The 22,295-nt window shown below is 43.1% G+C and carries 33 protein-coding genes; 19 read left to right on the forward strand and 14 right to left on the reverse strand.

Going from position 1 to position 22,295, the window contains the following annotated elements; genetic code table 11:
• The first annotated feature begins 136 nt into the window (after positions 1 to 136).
• Positions 137 to 553: a M67 family metallopeptidase gene (locus ACWB1W_RS07530; RefSeq protein WP_479370760.1), complete on the forward strand. Its 417-nt coding sequence runs from the start codon at positions 137 to 139 to the stop codon at positions 551 to 553.
• Positions 553 to 1,209, forward strand: coding sequence for a uracil-DNA glycosylase family protein (locus ACWB1W_RS07535; RefSeq protein ID WP_479370761.1), 657 nt, complete (start codon positions 553 to 555; stop codon positions 1,207 to 1,209). The genes ACWB1W_RS07530 and ACWB1W_RS07535 overlap by 1 nt, the downstream gene beginning before the upstream one ends.
• Here the strand turns inward: ACWB1W_RS07535 and ACWB1W_RS07540 are convergent.
• Genes ACWB1W_RS07540 through ACWB1W_RS07560 form a run of 5 tightly spaced genes read right to left on the reverse strand, consistent with a single transcriptional unit; the run spans position 1,193 to position 4,970 of the window.
• Positions 1,193 to 2,056 carry a peptidylprolyl isomerase gene (locus ACWB1W_RS07540; RefSeq protein ID WP_479370762.1) on the reverse strand — a complete coding sequence of 288 codons (864 nt, stop codon included), beginning with the start codon at positions 2,054 to 2,056 and terminating at the stop codon, positions 1,193 to 1,195. The genes ACWB1W_RS07535 and ACWB1W_RS07540 overlap by 17 nt on opposite strands.
• Positions 1,999 to 2,823 carry a peptidyl-prolyl cis-trans isomerase gene (locus tag ACWB1W_RS07545; protein ID WP_479370763.1) on the reverse strand — a complete coding sequence of 275 codons (825 nt, stop codon included), beginning with the start codon at positions 2,821 to 2,823 and terminating at the stop codon, positions 1,999 to 2,001. The genes ACWB1W_RS07540 and ACWB1W_RS07545 overlap by 58 nt, the downstream gene beginning before the upstream one ends.
• A gap of 10 nt (positions 2,824 to 2,833) precedes the next feature.
• A complete protein-coding gene (locus ACWB1W_RS07550; protein ID WP_479370764.1) occupies positions 2,834 to 3,256 on the reverse strand; it encodes a DUF4149 domain-containing protein in 423 nt (140 codons plus the stop codon).
• Positions 3,257 to 3,258: 2 nt separating this feature from the next.
• Entirely contained in the window at positions 3,259 to 4,488 is a 1,230-nt protein-coding gene (thrC, locus tag ACWB1W_RS07555) for a threonine synthase (RefSeq protein WP_479370765.1), read from the reverse strand.
• Positions 4,489 to 4,538: 50 nt separating this feature from the next.
• Entirely contained in the window at positions 4,539 to 4,970 is a 432-nt protein-coding gene (locus tag ACWB1W_RS07560) for an EamA family transporter (RefSeq protein ID WP_479370766.1), read from the reverse strand.
• Between the two features lie 33 nt (positions 4,971 to 5,003).
• Between ACWB1W_RS07560 and ACWB1W_RS07565 the strand changes: the two genes are divergently transcribed.
• Positions 5,004 to 6,422, forward strand: a complete 1,419-nt coding sequence (locus ACWB1W_RS07565; RefSeq protein WP_479370767.1) for an MATE family efflux transporter — start codon at positions 5,004 to 5,006, stop codon at positions 6,420 to 6,422.
• Here ACWB1W_RS07565 and ACWB1W_RS07570 read toward each other — a convergent pair.
• The 6 genes from ACWB1W_RS07570 to ffh are packed head-to-tail and all read right to left on the reverse strand — an operon-like array spanning position 6,303 to position 9,896.
• Positions 6,303 to 7,055, reverse strand: coding sequence for a sulfite exporter TauE/SafE family protein (locus ACWB1W_RS07570; RefSeq protein ID WP_479370768.1), 753 nt, complete (start codon positions 7,053 to 7,055; stop codon positions 6,303 to 6,305). The genes ACWB1W_RS07565 and ACWB1W_RS07570 overlap by 120 nt on opposite strands.
• Complete coding sequence (locus tag ACWB1W_RS07575; protein WP_479370769.1) at positions 7,055 to 7,498, reverse strand: hypothetical protein; 444 nt, start codon at positions 7,496 to 7,498, stop codon at positions 7,055 to 7,057. Before ACWB1W_RS07575 ends, ACWB1W_RS07570 begins: the two co-directional genes overlap by 1 nt.
• Before the next feature lie 3 nt (positions 7,499 to 7,501).
• A complete protein-coding gene (locus ACWB1W_RS07580; RefSeq protein ID WP_479370770.1) occupies positions 7,502 to 7,900 on the reverse strand; it encodes a DUF4149 domain-containing protein in 399 nt (132 codons plus the stop codon).
• Between the two features lie 33 nt (positions 7,901 to 7,933).
• Complete coding sequence (locus ACWB1W_RS07585) at positions 7,934 to 8,173, reverse strand: KH domain-containing protein (RefSeq protein WP_459774449.1); 240 nt, start codon at positions 8,171 to 8,173, stop codon at positions 7,934 to 7,936.
• Positions 8,170 to 8,508, reverse strand: coding sequence for a 30S ribosomal protein S16 (gene rpsP, locus ACWB1W_RS07590; protein ID WP_459774450.1), 339 nt, complete (start codon positions 8,506 to 8,508; stop codon positions 8,170 to 8,172). The genes ACWB1W_RS07585 and rpsP overlap by 4 nt, the downstream gene beginning before the upstream one ends.
• 56 nt (positions 8,509 to 8,564) lie before the next feature.
• Positions 8,565 to 9,896 carry a signal recognition particle protein gene (gene ffh / locus ACWB1W_RS07595; RefSeq protein WP_479370771.1) on the reverse strand — a complete coding sequence of 444 codons (1,332 nt, stop codon included), beginning with the start codon at positions 9,894 to 9,896 and terminating at the stop codon, positions 8,565 to 8,567.
• Between the two features lie 64 nt (positions 9,897 to 9,960).
• On the opposite strand from ffh, the gene secY reads away from it, so the two are divergent.
• The 12 genes from secY to ACWB1W_RS07655 are packed head-to-tail and all read left to right on the forward strand — an operon-like array spanning position 9,961 to position 16,550.
• Positions 9,961 to 11,250: a preprotein translocase subunit SecY gene (gene secY, locus ACWB1W_RS07600; RefSeq protein WP_479370772.1), complete on the forward strand. Its 1,290-nt coding sequence runs from the start codon at positions 9,961 to 9,963 to the stop codon at positions 11,248 to 11,250.
• Positions 11,251 to 11,253: 3 nt separating this feature from the next.
• On the forward strand, positions 11,254 to 11,874 hold the full coding sequence (locus ACWB1W_RS07605) for an adenylate kinase (protein ID WP_479370773.1): 621 nt from the start codon (positions 11,254 to 11,256) through the stop codon (positions 11,872 to 11,874).
• Complete coding sequence (gene map / locus ACWB1W_RS07610; RefSeq protein ID WP_479370774.1) at positions 11,864 to 12,640, forward strand: type I methionyl aminopeptidase; 777 nt, start codon at positions 11,864 to 11,866, stop codon at positions 12,638 to 12,640. Before ACWB1W_RS07605 ends, map begins: the two co-directional genes overlap by 11 nt.
• A gap of 1 nt (position 12,641) precedes the next feature.
• Entirely contained in the window at positions 12,642 to 12,884 is a 243-nt protein-coding gene (gene infA, locus ACWB1W_RS07615) for a translation initiation factor IF-1 (RefSeq protein WP_461831874.1), read from the forward strand.
• A 57-nt stretch (positions 12,885 to 12,941) separates the two neighbouring features.
• Positions 12,942 to 13,055, forward strand: a complete 114-nt coding sequence (gene rpmJ, locus ACWB1W_RS07620; protein WP_461830133.1) for a 50S ribosomal protein L36 — start codon at positions 12,942 to 12,944, stop codon at positions 13,053 to 13,055.
• Positions 13,056 to 13,067: 12 nt separating this feature from the next.
• Positions 13,068 to 13,451 carry a 30S ribosomal protein S13 gene (gene rpsM, locus ACWB1W_RS07625; protein ID WP_479370775.1) on the forward strand — a complete coding sequence of 128 codons (384 nt, stop codon included), beginning with the start codon at positions 13,068 to 13,070 and terminating at the stop codon, positions 13,449 to 13,451.
• 15 nt (positions 13,452 to 13,466) lie between these two features.
• Positions 13,467 to 13,841, forward strand: a complete 375-nt coding sequence (gene rpsK / locus ACWB1W_RS07630) for a 30S ribosomal protein S11 (RefSeq protein ID WP_459774460.1) — start codon at positions 13,467 to 13,469, stop codon at positions 13,839 to 13,841.
• A complete protein-coding gene (gene rpsD, locus ACWB1W_RS07635) occupies positions 13,842 to 14,477 on the forward strand; it encodes a 30S ribosomal protein S4 (RefSeq protein ID WP_479370776.1) in 636 nt (211 codons plus the stop codon).
• Between the two features lie 12 nt (positions 14,478 to 14,489).
• On the forward strand, positions 14,490 to 15,443 hold the full coding sequence (locus ACWB1W_RS07640; RefSeq protein ID WP_479370777.1) for a DNA-directed RNA polymerase subunit alpha: 954 nt from the start codon (positions 14,490 to 14,492) through the stop codon (positions 15,441 to 15,443).
• A 5-nt stretch (positions 15,444 to 15,448) separates the two neighbouring features.
• Positions 15,449 to 15,805, forward strand: coding sequence for a 50S ribosomal protein L17 (gene rplQ / locus ACWB1W_RS07645; RefSeq protein ID WP_479370778.1), 357 nt, complete (start codon positions 15,449 to 15,451; stop codon positions 15,803 to 15,805).
• On the forward strand, positions 15,805 to 16,041 hold the full coding sequence (locus ACWB1W_RS07650) for a YggT family protein (protein ID WP_479370779.1): 237 nt from the start codon (positions 15,805 to 15,807) through the stop codon (positions 16,039 to 16,041). Before rplQ ends, ACWB1W_RS07650 begins: the two co-directional genes overlap by 1 nt.
• Positions 16,038 to 16,550, forward strand: a complete 513-nt coding sequence (locus ACWB1W_RS07655) for a 4Fe-4S dicluster domain-containing protein (RefSeq protein WP_479370780.1) — start codon at positions 16,038 to 16,040, stop codon at positions 16,548 to 16,550. The genes ACWB1W_RS07650 and ACWB1W_RS07655 overlap by 4 nt, the downstream gene beginning before the upstream one ends.
• Here ACWB1W_RS07655 and ACWB1W_RS07660 read toward each other — a convergent pair.
• Complete coding sequence (locus ACWB1W_RS07660) at positions 16,543 to 17,511, reverse strand: calcium/sodium antiporter (protein ID WP_479370781.1); 969 nt, start codon at positions 17,509 to 17,511, stop codon at positions 16,543 to 16,545. The two genes, ACWB1W_RS07655 and ACWB1W_RS07660, sit on opposite strands and share 8 nt — an antisense overlap.
• Positions 17,512 to 17,531: 20 nt before the next feature.
• On the opposite strand from ACWB1W_RS07660, the gene ACWB1W_RS07665 reads away from it, so the two are divergent.
• The 4 genes from ACWB1W_RS07665 to ACWB1W_RS07680 are packed head-to-tail and all read left to right on the forward strand — an operon-like array spanning position 17,532 to position 20,959.
• Entirely contained in the window at positions 17,532 to 17,933 is a 402-nt protein-coding gene (locus ACWB1W_RS07665; RefSeq protein WP_479370782.1) for a phosphate-starvation-inducible PsiE family protein, read from the forward strand.
• Entirely contained in the window at positions 17,930 to 19,042 is a 1,113-nt protein-coding gene (locus tag ACWB1W_RS07670) for an efflux RND transporter periplasmic adaptor subunit (RefSeq protein ID WP_479370783.1), read from the forward strand. The genes ACWB1W_RS07665 and ACWB1W_RS07670 overlap by 4 nt, the downstream gene beginning before the upstream one ends.
• Positions 19,039 to 20,289, forward strand: a complete 1,251-nt coding sequence (locus ACWB1W_RS07675; protein WP_479370784.1) for an ABC transporter permease — start codon at positions 19,039 to 19,041, stop codon at positions 20,287 to 20,289. The genes ACWB1W_RS07670 and ACWB1W_RS07675 overlap by 4 nt, the downstream gene beginning before the upstream one ends.
• The gene (locus tag ACWB1W_RS07680) at positions 20,282 to 20,959 is read left to right on the forward strand and encodes an ABC transporter ATP-binding protein (protein WP_479370785.1); all 678 of its coding nucleotides are present in this window, start codon (positions 20,282 to 20,284) and stop codon (positions 20,957 to 20,959) included. The genes ACWB1W_RS07675 and ACWB1W_RS07680 overlap by 8 nt, the downstream gene beginning before the upstream one ends.
• On the opposite strand, the gene rsfS is transcribed toward ACWB1W_RS07680, so the two are convergent.
• Positions 20,956 to 21,285 carry a ribosome silencing factor gene (gene rsfS / locus ACWB1W_RS07685; protein ID WP_479370786.1) on the reverse strand — a complete coding sequence of 110 codons (330 nt, stop codon included), beginning with the start codon at positions 21,283 to 21,285 and terminating at the stop codon, positions 20,956 to 20,958. The genes ACWB1W_RS07680 and rsfS overlap by 4 nt on opposite strands.
• Entirely contained in the window at positions 21,273 to 22,196 is a 924-nt protein-coding gene (gene bamD / locus ACWB1W_RS07690) for an outer membrane protein assembly factor BamD (RefSeq protein ID WP_479370787.1), read from the reverse strand. The genes rsfS and bamD overlap by 13 nt, the downstream gene beginning before the upstream one ends.
• Between the last annotated feature and the right edge of the window lie 99 nt (positions 22,197 to 22,295).

Consider the following 22,295-nt stretch of genomic DNA (forward strand, 5'->3'; position numbering starts at 1 on the left):
CGGTCTTTCCTTTGCGAGTTTAACGATAAAGTCCCCCCTTCCGAAACCTATCTCAACCTCAAGGTTGTAAATCTTAAGGGGTTTTTCAACCCTCTTGTAGTTAATGTAGCAGAGCATATTAGTTTAGTATAAAAGTATGCTGGTTATAAAAAGGGGCGTTCTTGAGAAGTTAAAAGCCCAGGCGGAAAGGGATTATCCCTATGAGACGTGCGGCCTTCTGCTCGGGAAGGTGGAGGGAAATAAAAGAATAGCCCTTGAGGCTTACGAAACACCTAACGCAAATCCCGATAGGAAACACGACAGGTACGAAATAGCTCCCAAGGATTACATGAAGGCCGAGGATTACGCCATATCAAAGGGACTTGAGATAATAGGTGTTTATCACTCCCACCCCGACCACCCTGATAGACCCTCGGAGTTTGACAGACAGAGAGCTTTCCCGGACCTTTCTTACATAATTCTATCCGTCCTGAAGGGAAAGGTAGCCTCTTACAGAAGCTGGGAGCTTGTGGGTGATAAGTTTGAAGAGGAAGAGGTTGAGGTTATAGAGTGATGGGTGTAAAGGAAACCCTTAAAGCCCTGGAGCAGATAGGTATAGCGGAGATTTACATAATGAAGAATACGGAAGAAAAAAGAGAGGACAGATACGAGGTTTTGAGGAAGCTATACGAGGAGTGGAAGGACTGTACACGGTGCGACCTTCACAAGTCAAGAACACAGGTTGTCCCCGGTGATGGAAATCCCTTTTCTCCCGTTATGTTTGTAGGTGAGGCGCCGGGAGAGGAAGAAGACAGACAGGGAAAACCCTTCGTAGGAAGGGCGGGACAGCTTCTCAACAGACTCATAAAGGAAGTCCTCGGTATGGATAGAAAGGACGTTTACATAACGAACGTGTGTAAGTGCAGACCGCCCAACAACAGAAAACCTACACCTATTGAGATGAGGGCCTGCTTTCCTTACCTTAAGAAGGAGATAGAGGTTATAAAGCCTAAGATTATATGCTGTCTCGGGGCGACCGCCGGGGAAGGTATACTCGGAAAGAGTCTGAGAATTACCAAGGTAAGAGGTCAAGTTTTCCCTTACCCTTTCAATCCCAGGATAAAGGTATTTCTCACATACCACCCTGCTTATGTTCTCAGGAATCCGAGTGAAGAGGAGACACTAATTAAGGATTTCCAAAAACTGAAAGAACTCATTTCTCAACAATAGTTATAACACTGTTTTTCTTTAGTTCCTCAAGTAGCTTTTTGTATGCCTCCTCAAGCTTTTTCTGAAGTATTTCTTCTCTCAGTTTTTCCGTATCCACCCCTTCAACCTCCGTTTTTGTTCTTAAAACCTTTACTACGTATATACGTTTATCGTCCTCCGCAAACAAAAGCTCACCTTCCTTAGCTCTCCACACCTGTTTATCAAGCTCTTCTATAAGTTCTCCCTTTTCCACGGTCAGTTTTTGGTATTCCCCTCCCAGTTTCTCGGAAAGCTCCTTAAGGTTCACATCAGAACCGAGGAGTTCTAAAAGTTCTTTCCCCTTTTCCTTAGGAAGAATGAGTAGCTCTATCTCCTTTCTTACCTTTACCTTCCCCTTTCTAAGTTTTGCCAGCTCAAGTTCAACGTCCGTAACGGAAATCTGTCTTATCAGATACTCCCTGAGACCAACCGTAGCTATTAAATCCTTTCTTAGAAACTCCTTAAAGTCTTTCAAAGTGAGACCTTGCTTTCTTAGTTCGTTTGCAAGTTCTTCAACGCTCAAACCGTTTCTCTTTGCAATATCCTTAAGAATCTCGTCAATCTTATCGTCGGGTATGTGAATTCCCCTGGAAACCATATACTGGTATATAAGGTTTACCTCAATTAACCTCTCAAGAATTCTTTTTCTGTCCTTTATTCCGTAGTAAAGTTCCGCCATCTTTACGTCGCTCTCAAGAATAGGTTCTCCGTTTACCGAGACAACAACCCTGTCTATCAAGTATCCAAATGCAAGGGAGAAGACAAACAGGACTATAAGTTTTCCCAGTAGAACTTTACCCTGTAATTCTTTAAAACCTTCATAAACCATCTTTTAAAGACCTCCTTTCGTTTCTCTTGGATAATCTTTTTCTTTAAAAGGGGTTTAGCTCTCTCAAAGGGAATAATGCCTCCTTCCTTCTTGTCAAGAATTTTGAATACGAGATACCCTCCGTCTATCCTAATAGGCCTTGAGATGGCTCCCTTTTTTATTGCGGGGAAGCTCCACCTTATTTTCCTGGGAAGTGCGGAAACGGAGAACCAAGAAGGTTTTCCCAGCTTAATATCTTCCGAAACACTTATATCCTCTCCCCTCAAAAGCTTTTCCCTTACTTCTTTTGCGGTTTTCCAACTCTTTACCCAAACACCCAAAAGCTTTACACTTGCGGGGTAGTAAAACTCCCTTCTGTAATACTCGTAATAAGCCCTTAACTTTTTATCGGAAAAGTCTATTTTCTCCTTTTCCATCAATTTATCTATAAGCTTTTCCGTTAACAATTCCGCTTTTACCATATCAATAACAGGCTTTTCCTTAATGTTTACCCCTACTTTTGTTTTTATAAATCTTCTAACTTCACTTTTAGAAACCTTTAAGCCCAGTTTTTTAGCTTCTTCCAAAACTATTAATTTTGAAACGTAGTCCATTAGGAAAACCTTCTTTTCTTTTAATGTGGGTCTTACGGAAGATAGGTGAACGACCCTCTTCCAGAAGGTATTAAAAATTACGTTAAACTCTTTTTCAGTTATCTTTCTATCGTTTATCTCGGCTACAATCCCTCCGTAAACTATACCGACTAAGATAAAAAGTAAAAGAACCATTTAAGGAGAATTATAAACCTAACCTTATCCTAACACCCATGTAAACCAGAAGTAAGCTCAGAATAAGGTTAATTATTCCAAGCCATTTAGCTATTTTCCTGTGTTTTTCTGAATGCAAGGCCTTCTTACCGGCCCAGAGGTCGTGGAATAGAGAAACTACAACAACAATGAGGAATAAAAAAAGCTTTTCGTATATACTTTGTCTGAACCCCCCGTGTAATAAGTAAGTGTTCACTAATCCGGTAATAAAAAGTAAAAGAAGAGACAAAAAAGTTCCGTAAAGGGAGAACCTTTTTCCTACTTCCTGAAAAGCCTCGTTTCTTATCTGGGGCTTATCCTTAAGGTATGGGGCTACAACAAGGGAGAGGAAGAGCATACCTCCTACCCAAAAGGTTGCAAGAACTACGTGAAGAAAGAGAAAAATCTCCTTCATGTTTAAACCCTCGCGAGAACTTTTTCTTTGAAGTCCTTAAGGGTCGGCTTTATTCTTACGGGAGTTTTAAGTTTCCCTTCAAGAACTTCCATAGTTTTGTAACCGTTTCCCGTTATGTAAACCACAACGGTTTCCTCCGGGGATATCATTCCCTTTTCTACGTATTTCTTAAGAACAGCTATTGTCGTTCCTCCCGCCGTTTCTGTAAATATGCCTTCTGTCTCCGCAAGAAGTTTAATCCCTTCTATGATTTCCTCATCCGTTGCGGTTTCCCAAGCTCCGTTGCTTTCTTTCGCCACCTGAAGTGCGTATATTCCGTCCGCGGGGTTCCCGATAGCTATTGATTTTGCTATGGTATTGGGTTTCACGGGTTTTATAAAGTCCCTGCCTTCTCTCCACGCTTGAGCTATGGGAGAACACCCCTCAGCTTGGGCTCCGTACATTCTCGTTTTAACTTCGTCTATAAGCCCGACCTTCTTGAGTTCGTTAAATCCTTTCCATATTTTAGTGTAAAGGGAGCCGGAAGCCGCAGGAGCTACGACAACGTCGGGAGCTTTCCACCCGAGCTGTTCAGCAACCTCAAAGGCTAATGTCTTTGAACCCTCTGCGTAGTAGGGTCTTATGTTTATGTTTACAAAAGCCCAACCGAGGTCGTTAGCTATCTCCGAACAGAGTCTGTTAACGTCGTCGTAGTTCCCTTCAACCGCTACAACGGTGGGGTTGAAAACGAGAGAGCCTATTATTTTCTGGGACTCAAGGTTAGCGGGAATAAAAACGAAACAGTTCATACCCGCTTGAGCGGAATGAGCGGCAACGGAGTTAGCGAGGTTTCCCGTTGATGCACAAGCGGCCGTATCAAATCCGAACTCCTTTGCCTTTGAAAGGGCTACGGAAACAACCCTGTCTTTAAAGGAGAGCGTAGGGTGGTTAACACTGTCGTCCTTTATATAAAGTTTTTTAAGACCGAGAAGTTCTCCGAGCTTATCCGCCTTCTTTAGCGGAGTAAAACCTGCGGTTAATCCTACCGTGGGGTTCTCAACGGGAAGAAGGTCAACGTATCTCCATAAGCTCTTTGGTCCCTTCTCTATTTTTTCCTTTGATATATTTCGTCTTATCTCGTCGTAGTCGTATACGACCTCAAGGGGTCCGAAGCAGAACTCACATACGTGTATGGGCTCTGCGGGATACTCCCTTCCGCATTCTCTGCATCTTAGTCCTTTTACCTTTGCCATTTACCTCCTCCGAAAGGCTTTAAGGAATTCAATATAATTTAATTCTATTTCTACTTCGTAGTCGTTAAAAGGATTATACCGCTGACGACAAGTAGCGTTCCGAGTAATTTAGCGAGGGAGAAACTCTCACCCAGAAATATTATTGCAAATAGAACGGAAAACAAGGGAGAGCTTGAAGCTATAGGTGCAACGACCGAAACCTCACCCACTTTTACAGCCTTGTAGTAAACGAGAAGTCCTAAAAATCCCGAAACAAAACCTCCCAACGCAACCGTTAAAACCTCCTTGTAGGGGTAAGCAAAAGGGTTCTCCCTAAAGATAAAGAGAAGAATTAACGCGGAAACTGTTGCGGTTAGGTTATGTATGAAGATACCTGCAAGGGGTGGTATATCTCCTTTAAGTCCGAGTTTGAAAAGTATAGGGGCACTCCCCCATATTAATGCGGAAAGCAGGGCGTATATCACAGCTTTTAAGTTTTCCATGGCCTTTATTTTAGTTAAAATTATTAAGCTTCCATGCAGAGAATTATCGTTAGTCCGGAAGAACCTTTTACGAGCGTTGTAAAGAAGGTTATAAAACTCTCGGTTCCCATTATAGTGGTTAACCTGCTCTACACAGTTGAGAACATGATTTCAATGGTTCTAGTCTCTTCCATATCCCCCTCCGCGGTAGCCGCTACGGGGTTTTCCCTTTCACTCCTTTGGTTCGTTTACTCCTTCATGGCCATATCTTACTCGGGGACGAACATCCTGATAGCCCAGTTTGTCGGTGCAAAGAAGAACCCCTCACCCGTTTTAATAAACGGTCTTCTTCTTTCCTTTCTCATATCCCTCCCTCTCTTCTTTTACGGGAAGGAACTCGTCCTTTATCTTATGGGAATTCTTGGAGCGAGTCATACGGTTAGGGAGCTTGCAAGTGAATACCTGAAACCCATTTTTTGGTTTATACCTATAGGCTTTCTCACAAACACCTTTTACGGGGCTTACAACGGCGCAGGGGATACGAAGACACCCATGAAGGTTGCCATACTTATGAACGTAACCCATATACTCACAGCATACACACTAATAAACGGTAAGTTCGGTTTACCTGCTCTCGGGGTTCAAGGTGCAGGATGGGGCATAGCAATTTCAGAAACCCTAGCCTTCTTTATATACAGCTTTCTTCTTCTCTTTTATAAAAAGCCATTTCCTATAGAACTTAAGCTAAAGCCTGAGATTCTCCTCAGGATGATAAGGCTCGGAACTCCGACGGCCCTTGAGAGGGCTATAACAACCCTTTCCTTTAACGTTTTTGTGGGATTTCTCGCTAAGTTCGGGGATAAAGTTCTCGCAGCTCACCAGATAGGTTTAAGGGTTGAGAGTATATCCTTCATGGTCGGTTTCGGGGTTATGGTTGCAAGCACGACCCTTGCAGGTCAAAACTTCGGTGCTAAGAACTACAGGGGTATGGTTCACGCGGTAATGGTTAGTGCAAACTTTACCGCTCTTGTTATGAGCATACTGGGAGTTATACTCTTTCTCTTCCCCCATGTCTTCGTTTATCCTTTCAGCAGAGACAAAGAGGTTATAGAGTGGGCATCTTACTATCTCAGGATTGTCGCGGTTTCCCAGCCTGCAATGGCGTACGCGGCTATATTTTCAGGAGCGTTAAAGGGAATGGGGAGAACTACGATACCCCTAGCGGTTAACATATCCTCCTTCTGGATATTCAGAATTATACCCTCCTATTTCACCCTCAAAGTTATGCACACACCTTTAGTTCCGTGGGGATACATGACATTTGAGACCTTCGTAAGAGCCGTATTCTACTACTTAATGTTTAAAAGAGAGACCGAAAAACTCCTCAAGACCGGAGAAGGTGAGAAACACGCCGAGAAAGAGTATACTAAAAGCAATAAATCGCTTAAGGAAGAAAGCACTCACGTAGCGTGATGATATGAACCCCAGGACCACACCAAAGGGAACAGAGAAAAGGGCGGGGATTATTAACTCAAAGTTCCAGTAGTCCGAACCGTAAAAGGTGTAAAAGAAAACCCTCATAAGAACATTTGTTCCGAAGAAAAAGGTTAAAGTAGCCTTAAATCTCTCAATGTCCTTACAAACCTGGTTCAGGTAAACGACCGGAGGAGGTCCTCCCATACCTATCAATCCCGCAAAAATACCGCTTAAAAACCCGGCAAAAAACCCGTTAATTGAGGAAGGTCTTAAAGAAAACCTTAACTTTTTGGTCTGAACGAGGTAGTCGTAAACCCCTAAAAAGAAGATAAACAAACCTATCAGGACCTTAAGAAATTCTCTGTTTATCAGTATTAGGAGTTTTGAGCTTACCGCTATACCGAAAAAAGAGCCAAGGATTAGAGGGTAAAGTAGGGAAAAGGCCGGACCTTTTCTCAAAAATAAAGCCATAAGAATTATTCCGAGGAGGTTAACTACCGTTGATGAGACTATAACCTCCTTCGGGTCGTATATTAATGAAAGGATACCGACTATAAATATACCCGCACCGAAACCCGTAAAGGCCTGAAAAAACCAGCTAACGGTGTAAACGAAGAAAGGAAGGAACATTAAGACCTAAATATAAGCCTCTTTATGAGTTTAAGTATTCCTCCCTTCTTTTCTTTAAGCTCAAGCCTTATCCTTTCAAGTATCTTTGATATCTTACTGCTGAGTTGAGAAAGCTCGTGCTTGTCGTTAAGGTCTTCTCTTTCAAGATACTCCTTCAGAACACCGTTTAACGTTTCAAAAAATAGGCCATACCTTTCAAGAACTTTCTCGTCCTCGTATTTAATCTCCTTACTTATCTCAACGATTGCTTCGTTAATACCTTCAACAACGTCTTTGAACTGTTCCTGTTTAACGTCCTGGTCGGGAATCTGAAAGAGGAGCATCGTTATTGTTGACTTAAGCTTAAGCTTAAATTCCGTAAGCTTTGTATTAAAGGGCTCTACCTCGTTTATGTTCTTTGCGAAATCTATCACCAACGAACGAACAGTTTCTTTTGCACTCATACTTTACCTCTTGAGTATTAGTATAACTATTTTTGCCAAAGTAAGGAGAAGTATAAGAAGGTTTACAAGCATAGATACACCGTGATACTTCATAAAAAGATTGTAGTCGGTTTGTTTTAAGCTGTGCATTGTGGGAACTAAGTAAAACTCCTCAAGAAACAGAAGAAGTAAGTTGGCAAGGGCTAAGCTTATAAAAAGCTTACCGAAACCGTATCCGATAGCAAGGGAAACTAAAACTATAAGTATACCTACGCCAAAGTAAACAGGAAATACTTTCTCTACTACAGCACCCGCCTGCTGACGCTCAAGAACCCTGAAAAGGGTAGGTGCTATGTAAAAGCTAAAGAAACTTCCTAACCCCAGAAAGAAGGAAAGTAGAGAGATTAATAATTTTTCCTTCATATTTAAAGGAGAAGCCCCGAGGAAGGGGCTTTATCACTCAAGTATCTCCAGAACCACCCTCTTTCCTATTTTTCTTCCTATTGCTGTGAGGATGGTCCTGAGAGCTCTTGCTATTCTTCCCTGCTTACCTATAACCTTTCCGAGCTCAGCGGGGTCTACCCTGAGCTCAATTACGACGGTCTTTTCACCTTCAATCTCGGTAACCCTTACCTTATCCTTGTTGTCTACGAGTTCTTTGGCGGTTATTTCTACGATGTCCTTAAGTGCGCTCATGCAGCTTCACCTCCTTTGGATTTTTTGGATTTACGCTTTTCAAAAACGTAGTAATCACCTACTCTTTTCATTTCGTAATCTTCGGGAACGACCTCCTTTAGTATACCATGATTCCATAAAATAGCTTTAGCTCTATGAGAAAGCTCAACACCCTTTAAAACCCACTCCTTGACCTTTTCAGGGTAAACGTTAATTAAAACCTTTCTCTTCGGGTCGTAGGTTCCGAGGATATCAAGGTATCTTCCCTCTCTCGGGGACTTTGCATCCATAACAACTATTCTGTATATGGGGTGGTGCCTTCTTCCGAACTTTGCGAGCCTAATCCTTACCGCCAATCCCGTTACCTCCGTTTTCAGAACTCGGAAGGAATATTGTATCACAAAAAAATTTTTTAGAACCTAAAACCGCCGAAGGGGAATTTAGGCATCTTGGGCATAAGAGGCATACCCCCGGCCTTTTGGAGCTTCTTCATCATCTTTTTCATCTCTTCATAACGCTTTAGGAGTTTGTTTACATCGGAAACCGTTGTCCCGCTACCTTTTGCAATTCTTTTTTTTCTACTCATGTTTATAATTTTTGGATTTCTCCTCTCCTCGGGAGTCATGGAGTTTATGATGGCCTCAATTTTCTTAAACTGCTTCTCGTCAACCTTTATGTGCTTTAGCTGGGGTGCTACACCCGGAATCATTGCGAGGAGTTTATCAAGGGGTCCCATCTGTTGAATCATTCTTAGCATGTCTCTTAAGTCCTCAAGGTCAAACTCTCCCGTCATTACTTTTGTTGCCATTATCTGGGCTTTGTCTTCGGGTATTACCTCTTGAGCCCGTTCAACAAGGCTTTGAATATCACCGAGTCCGAGAATTCTCTGAGCTATTCTGTCGGGATAAAAGGGTTCTAAGTCCTCAATTTTTTCCCCTACGCCGATAAACTTTATGGAAACTCCCAGAACTTCCTTTACCGAGAGAGCCACACCTCCCCTTGCGTCACCGTCCATCTTGGTGAGTATTACTCCCGTAAGTCCGAGCCTTTCGTGAAAAGTTTTTGCGGTTTCAAGGGCGGTCTGACCCTGCATAGCGTCCGCGACGTATATAATTTCCGACGGGTTTGTTACCTTCTTAATCTCCTCAAGTTCCGTCATTAACTCCTCGTCAACGTGAAGCCTTCCTGCGGTATCAAGAAGCAGGTAATCAACCCCATCCTCCTTTGCTTTTGCGACCGCCTTTTTTGCTATGTCAACCGCACTCAGACCTTCCTCAAACCCGTAGTAAGGGACACCTACCTTTTCCGCAAGTCTTTCAAGCTGGAGCATAGCAGCGGGTCTTCTTACGTCCGTTGAAGAAACCGCAACCTTTTTTCCCTCCTTCTCTAAGAGGTAAGCAAGCTTTCCTATGGTTGTAGTCTTACCCGTTCCCTGAAGACCTACAAAAAGAACCGTTCCCTTTTTAAGTTCTTCCCTTTCCCCTCCCAGTATGTTTACAAGTTCATCGTAAACGGTTTTTATAACAAATTCCGCAGGGCTTAAGTTCTTGGGAACGTCCTTTCCTACAACCTTTTCCCTTATCCTCTTTACAAAGTTCTTTGTAACTTCATAATCAACGTCAGCTTCAAGGAGTGCAAGTCTTATTTCCCTTAAAGTCTGATTTACGTTTTTTTCCGTAATCTTTCTCGCCTTTGTTAATTTCTCAAGAGCTCCGCTAAACTTTTCGGTTAAGAGTTCCAGCATAAAGATTAAAATATCTCTCCACTTGTCCCTTTTTCAAGCAATGCCTATTATAAAATCTTTTTACATGTCGGAATACCTAAAGGCCATTTTTGAATTAAAAGAGCTAAGGGACAAGTTTATATTTACACTCCTTATGTTTGTCATCTACAGGCTCGGTAGCCATATACCCATCCCCGGGATAAATCCCGACGCCCTTCAAGACTTTTTAGAGTCACTTGAGGGTTCAATATTTGCCCTTTACGACATATTCTCGGGAGGGAACTTGAGCAGGCTCACGGTGTTTGCTCTCGGTGTTATGCCTTACATTTCAGCCTCCATAATGATGCAACTCCTTACGGTTGCAATTCCCCAACTCCAGAGACTCGCGAAGGAAGAAGGAGACTATGGAAGATATAAGATAAATGAGTATACCCGATACCTTACCCTCTTCGTTGCCATAGTCCAATCTATCGGTATAGTCCTATGGGTGAGGGGACAGGTATCCCCTAAAGGAATTCCCGTAGTTGAAAATCCGGGCATAGGCTTTATCCTAATAGCGGTTTTAACCCTTGTTACCGGAACCATGTTTCTCGTCTGGATTGCGGACCGAATAACCGAGAGGGGAATAGGAAACGGTGCTTCCTTAATTATCTTTGCAGGTATAGTCGCGGGATTTCCAAACGCACTTATACAGTTCTGGGAGAAGGTGAAAACGGGAGACGTAGGTCCCCTGACACTGCTCCTGATAGTTGCACTCGTTATAGGAATAATAGTGGGAATTGTTTACGTTCAGGAGGCGGAAAGGAGGATACCTATACAATACCCCGGAAGGCAGGTAGGAAGACAACTATATGCCGGAAGGAGGACGTATCTTCCCATTAAGATAAATCCCGCAGGTGTTATACCCATAATCTTTGCCCAGGCTCTCCTTCTTATTCCCTCAACACTGCTAAACGTAATTGAACACCCATTTGTTAAGGTGTTTGCGGATATGTTCACCCCGGGTTCAATCTTTTACGACTTCCTTTACATTGTATTTATCATCTTCTTTACATACTTTTACACTGCTGTTCTCATAAATCCCGTTGAGGTTGCGGAAAATCTCCACAAAGCCGGAGCTTTTATCCCCGGTGTGAGACCCGGTCAGGACACGGTTAAATACCTTGAGAAGATAATAAACAGGCTTATCTTCTTCGGAGCGCTCTTTCTTTCGGTAATAGCCCTCATTCCCATACTCGTGAGTGTTTGGTTAAACATTCCCTTCTACTTTGGTGGAACTACTGCCCTAATAGTTGTCGGTGTAGCCCTTGATACCTTCAGACAGATAGAAACCTATCTGATACAGAAGAAGTATAAAAGCTACGTAAGGAGGTAAAGAATGATTCTTGTATTCCTGGGTCCTCCGGGTGCAGGAAAAGGAACACAGGCGAAAAAACTCGCAGAGGAAAAAGACTTTGTCCACATATCAACGGGAGACCTTCTCAGGGAAGCTGTTCAGAAAGGAACACCCCTGGGCAAGAAGGCGAAGGAGTATATGGATAGAGGGGAACTCGTCCCCGATGAACTCATAATAGCCCTAATAGAGGAAGTTTTCCCGGAGCACGGAAATGTTATATTTGACGGTTTCCCGAGGACCGTTGCTCAGGCTAAGGCCCTTGACGAGATGCTCAAAAAAAGAGGGTTAAAGGTTGATTACGTTTTTCTCTTTGACGTTTCGGATGATGTCGTAATAGAGAGACTTTCGGGAAGAAGGGTAGACCCTAGAACGGGAAAAGTTTACCACGTTAAATACAACCCTCCTCCTCCAGGCGTTGAGGTTATCCAGAGGGAAGACGACAAACCCGAGGTAATAAAGAAGAGATTAGAGGTTTACAGAAAGCAGACTGCCCCACTCATTGAATATTACGAGAGGGAAAATATATTAAAGAAACTGGACGCTAATAAGCCTATAGAGGAGGTTTACAAGGAAATCTTAGAGGTTATAGGAGATGGCGATTGAGCTTTACTCAAACAGGGAGATAGAGAAGATAAAGAAGGCAGCAAAGGTTGTCGCGGAGGTTCTGCATATAGTTGCTGAAAACGTAAAACCGGGTGTATCAACATGGGACCTTGAGATGATAGCAAGGGAGGAAACCAAAAAAAGGGGGGCAAAGCCCGCCTTTTTGGGTTATAAGCCACCTTTTTCGGACATAAGTTATCCGGCTGCTCTATGTATATCTATAAACGACGAGGTCGTTCACGGACTTCCGAAGAAAGAGAAAATAATAAAAGAGGGTGATGTTGTAAGCATAGACTTCGGAGCTATACTTGACGGGTATGCGGGGGACTCCGCAATAACCGTAATAGCCGGGAAAGGCTCCCCGGAAGTGGAAAAACTTCTGAAAGCTACAAAAGAAGCCCTTTACAACGCTATAGAGAGGGCTATTCCCGGGAAAAAAGTAGGAGACATAACGAAGGCTATACAGGAAACGGCGGAAAGCTATGGCTTTAAGACTATACAACGTTATGGAGGACACGGAGTAGGGAGAAGGGTTCACGAAGAGCCTTTTATTCCCAACAACCTAAAAGACGTCGGAAAGAAAAACCCGAGGTTAAGGCAGGGAATGGTTATAGCCATTGAACCCATGCTTTCCCTGGGAACAGAGGAGACGGTTGAGGACGGAGACGGTTGGACCGTAAAGACGAAGGACGGAAGTCTAGCGGCTCACTTTGAGCACACCGTCGCTATAACGAAAAAAGGGCCTATAATTTTAACGGAGTTGTAAAATGGGTAAGAAGAAGAGAAAGCAGGAGCATGAAAAGGAAAGGGGTATAGTTCTGGAAGGTGAGGTGGTTGAAGCCCTTCCGAACGGAATGTTTAAGGTAAAGCTTGATACGGGACAAGAAGTTCTTGCCCACATAGCGGGCAAGCTCAGGGTTAACTTCATAAGAATACTGCCGGGAGATAGGGTAAAGGTTGAGCTCTCTCCTTACGACCTAACTAGGGGAAGGATAATTTACAGGCTCTAGGCTTGCAATTTCTAGAGAGTTGAGTTAAACTAAAGTATTCCGACTCGGAGGTAGCTTATGAAGGTAAGGTCTTCCGTAAAGAAAAGGTGTGCTAAGTGTAAGATTATAAGGAGAAAAGGAAGGGTTATGGTTATATGTGAGATACCCAGTCACAAGCAGAGACAGGGATAACGGAGGTAAAAGATGGCGAGAATAGCGGGTGTTGACCTTCCCAACCACAAGAAGTTGGAAGTAGCACTTACCTACATATACGGTATAGGATGGTCAAGGGCAAGGGAGATATGCGAAAAAACCGGGATTCCCTGCACCAAGAGGGTAGGAGACCTGACTCCGGACGAGCTTAATACCCTCAGAAAGTTTATAGACGAGAACTACAAAGTTGAGGGTGATTTAAGAAGAGAAGTTCAGCTCAACATTAAGAAGCTAAGGGACATGGGTTGTTACAGGGGAATAAGACATGCAAGGGGGCTCCCCGTAAGGGGACAGCAAACGAGAACGAATGCAAGAACGAGGAAGGGTAAAAGGAAAACCGTCGGAGGAACTACGAGAAAAGGTAAAGCTAAGTAAGGGAGGTAGGTAAGAATGGCTAAGAAGAAAAAGCAAAAAAGACAGGTAACCAAGGGAATAGTTCACATATACACAACCTTTAACAACACGATAGTTAACGTTACCGATATGCAGGGTAACACTATAGCATGGGCGAGTGGCGGAACTGTAGGATTTAAAGGAACCAGGAAGTCAACCCCCTACGCCGCACAACTTGCTGCTCAAAAAGCTATGAAGATGGCAAAAGAGCACGGGCTCCAAGAGGTTGAGATATGGGTAAAGGGACCGGGTGCGGGAAGGGAATCCGCGGTAAGAGCGGTTTTCGCTTCCGGTGTTAAGGTTACCGCAATAAGGGACGTTACACCTATTCCCCACAACGGTTGTAGACCCCCTGCGAGGAGGAGAGTGTAAATGGGTAGGTATATAGGACCTTGGGTAAAACTTGACAGAAGGTTCGGGGTTGTTGTTTCAGGTAAAAAGTCCGCTCCTAAAATTCTCGCAAAGAGAAATTATCCCCCCGGACAGCACGGAAGGAAATACGGAAGAAGGAAGAAGTTAACCGAGTATGGGCTACGTCTTATGGAAAAGCAGAAACTTAAGTTCTTATATGGTGGGCTGAGGGAAAAGCAGTTCAAGAAATACTTTGATATGGCCTCGAAGTCAAAGGAGAACACCGGGGAGATGCTCCTTCAATACCTTGAAAGAAGACTTGATAACGTTGTATACAGGTTGGGGTTTGCGTCAACAAGAAGACAGGCACGCCAGCTCGTAGCTCACGGGCACGTTCTCGTAAACGGTAGGAAGGTAAACATTCCCTCTTACCTCGTTGAGCCCGGGGACGTTATTGAGATTAAGGAAAAGTCAAGGGATATACCCTTTATAAAGGAAAACCTTGAGAACGTAGACCTCCGCTCAATACCTTCCTGGCTCGAGCTTGATAAGGATAACTTCAGAGGAAGAGTTATAAGGCTTCCCGAAAACGTTCAGGAATACCTGGAGATACCCGTAAACCTCCAGTACATCATTGAGTTCTACTCTAAGGTATAACGGAGGGTTTATATGCTTAACGAGTTTGTATACCCCAATAAGATATTCTGGGAAGAGTTATCGGACACCTACGGAAGACTCGTAGTTGAACCCCTCGAAAGAGGTTTCGGAACTACTGTAGGAAACTCTCTCAGAAGGGTTCTTCTTTCCTCAATTACCGGAACAGCTATAACCGCGGTAAAGATAGAAGGGATTTATCACGAGTTTTCCGCAATAGAAGGTATTCAAGAGGATGCGATAGAGCTCATAGCCAACCTCAAGAAGGTTAAGTTCGTTATGAAAGGTGAGAGCGACGTTGAGATACTCTACATACAGAAAAAGGGCGAATGTGAAGTAAAGGCCTCCGATATAAAAGCTCCACCAAGTGTTGAGATACTGAACCCCGACCAGTATATAGCAACCATAACGGACTCAAACAAGGAGTTAAACATTGAGATAAGGCTTGAGAGGGGAAGGGGATACGTTCCCACCGAAGAAATGGAAACGATAGGGGAAGTGGGATGGATTCTCGTTGATGCGGACTTTTCCCCCGTAAAGAAAGTAGGGTTCAGGATAGAGAACGTTCGTGTAGGGAAGAAATCAACCTACGAAAGGTTAACTATGGAGATATTCACAAACGGAGTAAAGACCCCTGCGGACTCTCTTAAGGAAGCCCTCGAGATACTGAAGAAACATTACGAACTTCTCGAGAACGTTTCGGAAAAGAAACCCGTTGTGGAGCAGAAGGTCGTTCCCGACGAACTTACCGAGAAGCTGTCCCTCTCCATTGAGGAGCTTGATATATCCCAAAGGGCTCTGAACTCTCTCAAGAGAATCGGTATAAACACGATAGGTGACCTCGTTAAGATGACTGAAGAGGAGCTTAAGAACACTAAAAACATAGGTAGGAAAGCTCTCGCTGAGATAAAGGAAGCCCTTGAAAAGATGGGCTTGCATTTGGGAATGAATATTGACGTTCAGAGGTAGGTGAGATGAGACACAGGGTTAAGAAGAAACATTTTGATAGGACAAAGGAACAGAGGTTAGCCCTTTACAGGTCTCTTGCAAGGGCTCTAATATTTGACGAGAGGATAGAAACTACCGTTGAAAGGGCAAAGGCTCTGAGAAGCTTTATAGAACCCCTCGTTGAGCTTGCAAAAGAAGGAACATTACACGCAAGGAGACAGGCACTAAGCAGATTACCCGATAAACCTGCAGTAAAGAAGCTCTTTGAGGAAATAGCTCCGAGGTTTGAAGGTAGAAACGGGGGATACGTAAGGATAATAAAGCTGCCCTTCAGGAGAAGGGGAGACGGTGCAGAGATGGCTATAATTGAGTGGGTTGAGTAGTGATAATAAAACTCGTAAAGCTTTTTCTCCAGCTTCTTATCATTCTCGTTTTTATTCACGCTCTTGGTTCTTGGTTTCCATCCGTAAGAAGGAGTAGGCTTTACTGGTATATAGATTGGATAGTTGAACCCTTTCTCAGACCGATAAGAAACGTCGTAAAACCCGTCAACGGTATTGACTTTTCCCCCCTCGTTCTTATACTTATCCTCACACTCCTGCTGAGGTTATTCCGATGAAGCGACCGGTAATGCTTATAGACCTTGACAGGTGTATAGGGTGCCTCTCCTGTGAAGTTGCATGCGTTCAGGAAAAGGGTCTCGAACAGTTGCACATAAGACCCATGAGGGTTTTAAGGGTTGAAGGTGTAGGAGAAGAACCTGGAGCTTTTTACTACCCTATGAACTGCTTCCATTGTGAACCCGCTCCCTGTGTTTTGGCGTGTCCGACTTCCGCAATGAGAAAACGGGAAGAAGATAGGATAGTCTACGTTGAACAAACACTATGTATAGGCTGTAAGGCTTGCATAATAGCCTGTCCTTACGGGGCCATAACTTTTAATCCCGCAACCCAGAAGGTTGAAAAGTGCGACTACTGCTACAAAAGGGTTGAAAAAGGGCTCCTACCTTCCTGTGTGGAGAAATGCGTTACTAACTGCCTCTACTTCGTTGAGGTGGACGAGGCACCTAAGGAAAGGCATAAACTTAGAAGAATAGACGAGAAACTTTACAAAGAGGTCTTTACCTGAGCTCAATAAACCAAGAGAGAAATGCGTAAACCGAGTAGATAAGCAAGAATAAAGTTCCTTCCCATTTGTCTATAACGTATTTCCTTCTTCCCCAGAATGCGGATAAAAGCAGGACAAGTGTGGCCATAAAAAGAACTCCCAGGTCTACATTAGTCCTATCCGGAACAGGAACACTCCTTATAACAGAGCTGACACCGAGAACGAGCGTTATATTAAAGATGTTAGAACCAGCAACGTTTCCGAGGGCTATATCGGGGTTTCCCTTCCTTGCCGCAACCGCTGAAGCGAAAAGCTCGGGAAGGGAAGTTCCTATAGCAACCATAAAGAGACCTATTACAGCCTCACTGACTCCCAGAGCCTTAGCAACTCCGACAGCTCCGTTTACGGTCCAGTCAGCTCCCAAAACGAGACCGACAAGTCCCAAAATCGTAAAGGCTAATGCCTTTATAGGGGATAAAAGTTTATCTTCTTCCTCTTCTGATATAGCTTCCCTCTCAAGGTATGCAACGAGAAAATACATATAACCTATGAAGGTGATTATGAGAACTATCCCGTCCGTCCTTGATATTGAAGATACACTGTCCCCGTTAAGAATTCTATCGTTTGCCATAGCCATAAGTGTCAAGGTGAGGAAGAAGTTCACGGGTATTTCTTTCTTTACGAAGGTTGCGTGTATTGAAAGGGGGGTTATGAGAGAAGCAACCCCGAGGATTAAAAGAATGTTCGCTATGTTTGAACCTATTACGTTTCCGAGGGATATGCCCGAGGCTCCTTTTAATGCTGCTGCAACGTTTACAGTAAGCTCGGGAAGGGAAGTTCCGAAAGCCACAACGGTAAGCCCTATCACAAACTGTGGAATACCAAGACTACGTGCCAGAGAGCTTGAACCGTCTATAAGGAGGTCCGCACCCTTTACAAGAAACGCTATACCGACGGTAAGGAGGATAAAGTCTATAAACATTTAATATACTTATACCACTAATGGGAAACTTAAGGGAAAAACTCCATAAAACCTTCTCCTTGCTTATTCAGCTCTTTATGTGGATGACCATAGGCTTTGAGTTTGGTGGTTTGATAGTAAAAATCGCAAAAAGCGTTTACAACCTTACACTCTTTGATACTCACGAGATAATCATAAAGGTTCTGAACATTCTCATAATATACGAGCTCTTTACTACACTTCTCACAGCCTTTGAGGAGAACAGGATAAAACTTAACCTGATAATAGATACCGCAATGATATTCTTCATTAGGGAGCTTCTGATAATAATATTCACATACAAGAAGCTTGAGCTGAGTGTCGGAGTCTCATACGCACTAATCCTCGGTGTTCTCGGAACACTTAGGTTTTTATACATGAAGTATAAGATTGATATGCCATGAAAAAGGTTTTAATTCTCTTACTCTTTCTCGGTATTCTATCCGTCTACCCCATTTATAAAATTTTTTTCGCTAAAGGTTATGAGGTTTACGTGGTTAAGAAAATACCGCTTGTTAAAGCGGTTTACGCAACGGGATACGTAAAGACGGAAAACGAAGTTGAGGTGAAGGCAAGGGTTGCAGGATATGTTGTGAACATATTTAAAGACACGGGAGACGAAGTGAGAAAGGGAGATGTCTTAGCGGTAATAGAGAATAAGCCCCTTGAGAGGGAAATAGAAAGGATAAAAACGGAGATTAATAACCTTAAGGAAAAATTAATGAAAGGTTCTCCGTTCAGGAAAAGTTATGAGGAGAGAATTAAAGCCCAAGAGGAAAAAGTGAAAATCCTTGAGGAAAAACTCAGAAGGAGGAAAAAACTTTACGAGAGAGAGCTAATATCAAAGGAGAGTTATCTTGAGCTCCGTAGGAGGTATACAGCAGAGCTCAGCACCCTGGAGGCCTTAAAAAATGAATATATAGAAAGTGTAAACGACGTAAAAAGGAGGATAAGAACCTTAAGAAAGAAGTTGAAAGAGCTTGAGGCAAAGCTTTCTGAATATTTTATTAAAAGTCCCGTTGACGGGATAATCCTAAAGAGGAACGTTGAAGAAGGAGACTACGTAAACACATTCATGGAGACAAAGCCCCTCTTTATAGTAGGCAGAAAGGGAAAGTTAAAAACAATTCTTGAGGTTGACGAGGAATACGGAAGTCTCGTGAAGGTAGGACAGAAGGTTTACATATACGTTGAAGCCCTGAAAGGTAAGGTGTTTGAGGGAAAAGTTGTTAAGGTTTACCGTTTCGTTGATAGGAGTACAAAGACCTTTGAGGTTGAGGTAGACGTGGATTACGGCAGGGGTATACTTTCGGGGACAACGGTTGAGGCGAACATAATCCTTTCGGAGAAGGAAGGAATAGCAGTTCCGGAAGAAGCCGTTAAGAATAACAAAGTAAAGGTTTTAAAAAACGGAAGGATTTTTGAAAAAAACGTCGTTTTAGGAGAGAGATACGGTAACATGATTGAAGTTTTAAGCGGGTTAAAAGAAGGTGAGAAAGTAGTGCTAAGATGAAAGGGATACTCTTTCTCGCTTACAAGTTTTTCCTTGAGAGGAAAAGACAGAGTGTAATAGCAACCCTCGGCGTAGCTATAGGAACAGCTGCCTTTATAGTTATGAGTGCAATGGTTAACGGATTTCAGAAATACTTCCTGGAGGAAGCCCTAAATATAAACGGTCACGTAAAGGTTTTTATAGAAAGCCCGGTAGATGAAGATAAAATCCTGAGAAAAGTTTACAAAGAAGGTGTATTTAAAATTCTCGGTGCAAAGCCAAAACCCGAAAAAGACAAAATATCAAACTACAGGTTCATACTTGAGAAATACCGAAAAAATCCCGATGTCGTAGGTATAACTATACACCTTGTCGGGAACGGCGTTATAACCTACGGAGTTAAAGAAAAACCGGCTACGTTCGTAGGGATAATTCCGAAGCTTGAGAACAGAACTTTAAACGTATCTTCATACATTGTTTACGGGAATCTCAAGGAAATTGAAAGAAATAAGAACGGTGTTATCCTCGGTATAAAGCTTGCGGAAGAACTTGGGATAAGGGAACCGGGAAAGAAGATAACTCTCGTATCTCCAAACGGCACTTTACACATCCTCAAGGTTGTTGATTTACTAAACACAGGTATAACCGAGATAGATAAATCCCGTGTATACCTCCATATAAAGAAATTACAGGACATTCTCGGTAGACCCGGAGAGGTTAACGAAGTTGTTTTGAAACTCAAGGACCCCGACATGGCTCCCTACTTCGCAGATAGACTGAAAAGGGAAACGGGGTATAAGGCCGAAAGCTGGCAAGAGTCCTTCAAAAACTTCTTATCAATCTTTAAAATTCAGAAGATAATAACCCGTTCCGTTATTTTTGCCATACTGCTTGTTTCGGGTTTCGGAATATTCAACATAATAATGATGACCGTAATGGAAAAGAGAAGAGAAATAGCCATACTGAAGGCTATGGGCTACGAGAAAAGGGATATTATCCTCATCTTTGCCCTTCAGGGTGTATTAATCGGCATTTTAGGGGGAGTAATAGGAAACATCTGGGGATACATAACCCTTGAGTGGCTTGAAACGGTAAAAATTGAAGTGGAAGGCATAATAAGGGCTAAGGGTTTTATCCTTGATAGAAGTATTTATTATCATTTATTCGGATTTATATTCGCCCTTCTTGTATCTTTCCTGGCATCCTTTTACCCATCTTACAGGGCTTCAACCTTTCACCCTGTGGAGGTTTTCAGGAGCGGTGGGTAAACCTATCCTTGAAGCAAGGGAAATAAGAAAGTTTATAAGGAATTATGAAATCCTAAAAGGTATAAACCTGAATGTAAGAAAAGGAGAGTTTTTAAGCATTATGGGTCCCTCGGGTTCGGGAAAGAGCACGCTCCTTTACATACTCGGACTGCTTGATGCACCGGATAAGGGGGAAATTTTCCTCTTGGGGAAGAGAGTTGACTTTTCGAAGGAATGGGAGCTCAGTTTCCTGAGGAATAACTACTTGGGTTTTGTTTTCCAGTTCCACTACCTCATACCCGAACTCACGGCTATTGAGAATGTAATTGTTCCCCTCCTTAAAAGAGGCGTTCCTTTGTCAACTGCAAAAAAAAGGGGGATTGAGCTTTTGGATAGGTTGGGTCTCGGAGGGAAGTTAAACAGGAAACCTTACCAGCTCTCGGGAGGGGAACAACAAAGGGTGGCTATAGCCAGGGCCCTAGCAAACGAGCCCGTTATACTGCTGGCGGACGAACCAACCGGAAACCTGGATTCGGTAAACACGAAAAACGTTATGAACATATTCAAAGAGATAAACGGTGAGGGAACTACGATTGTTATGGTAACCCATGAGGAAGAGCTTGCAAGGCAAACCCACAGAACCCTAGTAATTAAGGATGGGAAAGTTATAGAGGAAAGAATGAACCTTTAGAGTTCCACTTTCTTGGCGTCGGCCCATATCCACTCAAGTCCGTAATACTCCCTCGTCTCGGGAGTAAATATATGAACTATTGTGTCTATAAGGTCAAGGAGTATCCAGTTTCCGTATTCCTTTCCCTCAACGTGGTCCACCATATACCCTCTTTTCTCAAGCTCCTCCTCCAGGTAATCCGCAAGGGCACGTGCATGGGTGGAAGAGTTTGCTGTTGCTATGACGAAGTAGTCCGCTAGGTTGGTAAGGTTGGAAACGTCAAGGATAATCGTATTTTCCGCTTTCTTATTCTCAAGGAGTTCCTTTATTAGCTTTAGCTTTTCCATTTTTCAATTAATTTTATCAACTTCCTGTAATAAAGGTTTTCCCCGTAAACTTCCTTATAACTCTTTAAAGCCTTCTTTGCCTCCTCCAAGGCTCTCTTTTCAATCCTGTTCCACCTTTCTATTTCACCCTTAAGGAACTTTATTCGGTTCCTTATTGCCTTTATTTCTTCCGGTTTCTTGACCTCTTTAAGGCTCTCACGAGCCTTTTTTATAAGCTCAAGTATCTTCTCCCTTTCCCTTTTTGCCTGCTTTGGTGTCATTATGAGGTTTTTAATATACTTATAAGCGAGTTTTTCTTCCGAGAAGTATGTCGGGAAGTTTATCAGAACCTCCCTGTATCTTAATGCTGCGTTGTAAGGATAACCGTATTCCTCGTAAAACTCCGCAATGTAGTATTCGTGATAGGCGAGTTTCCTGTTTGCCTCTTCAAGGATTTCCTCAACTTTTGCACTGAACCTGCTGTTGGGATACCTTGATAGAAACTCTTTAGCCTTTTGAATAGCTTTTACGGTATAAGTTTGATCCCTGTAGGGGTCCGGGGCAACCCTTACCAGGCTCGCAACGAGTATGTAGAAAACCTCCTCCGCTTCGGGACTTCCCGGGTAGTTGGAGAGGAAGTCCTCCGCATAAACCGCAGCGTCTACGTAGTCCTCGTCCTTAAAAGCTGACTTAACAAGCAGATACTTTGCCTTCTTTATCTGTTCCGGAGAAAGGTATTCAAGGTAATCAAGAGCGTTCTCAAAGGCTTTCTTTGCATCTCCGTAATCCCCCTTCCTATACTCCTTTAGCCCCTCTCTGTAAAACTCTATGGCGTACCCTCTTCTTCTTTCTTCCGACTTTGGAGCACAGGAGAAGTTTATTAAGAGTAGTCCGAGAATAATAAACGACAGTAATCGGGCTCCTCTTCCCATACCTCTTTTATACTAACTAATCCGTTCAGTTTTTTCCTTCTTAAAAGCTCCCTCAAGTTTTTAATTATCCTCGGATGAGCCCTAATCTCTATTTTTCTG

The organism is Aquifex sp. (genome assembly GCF_056494385.1).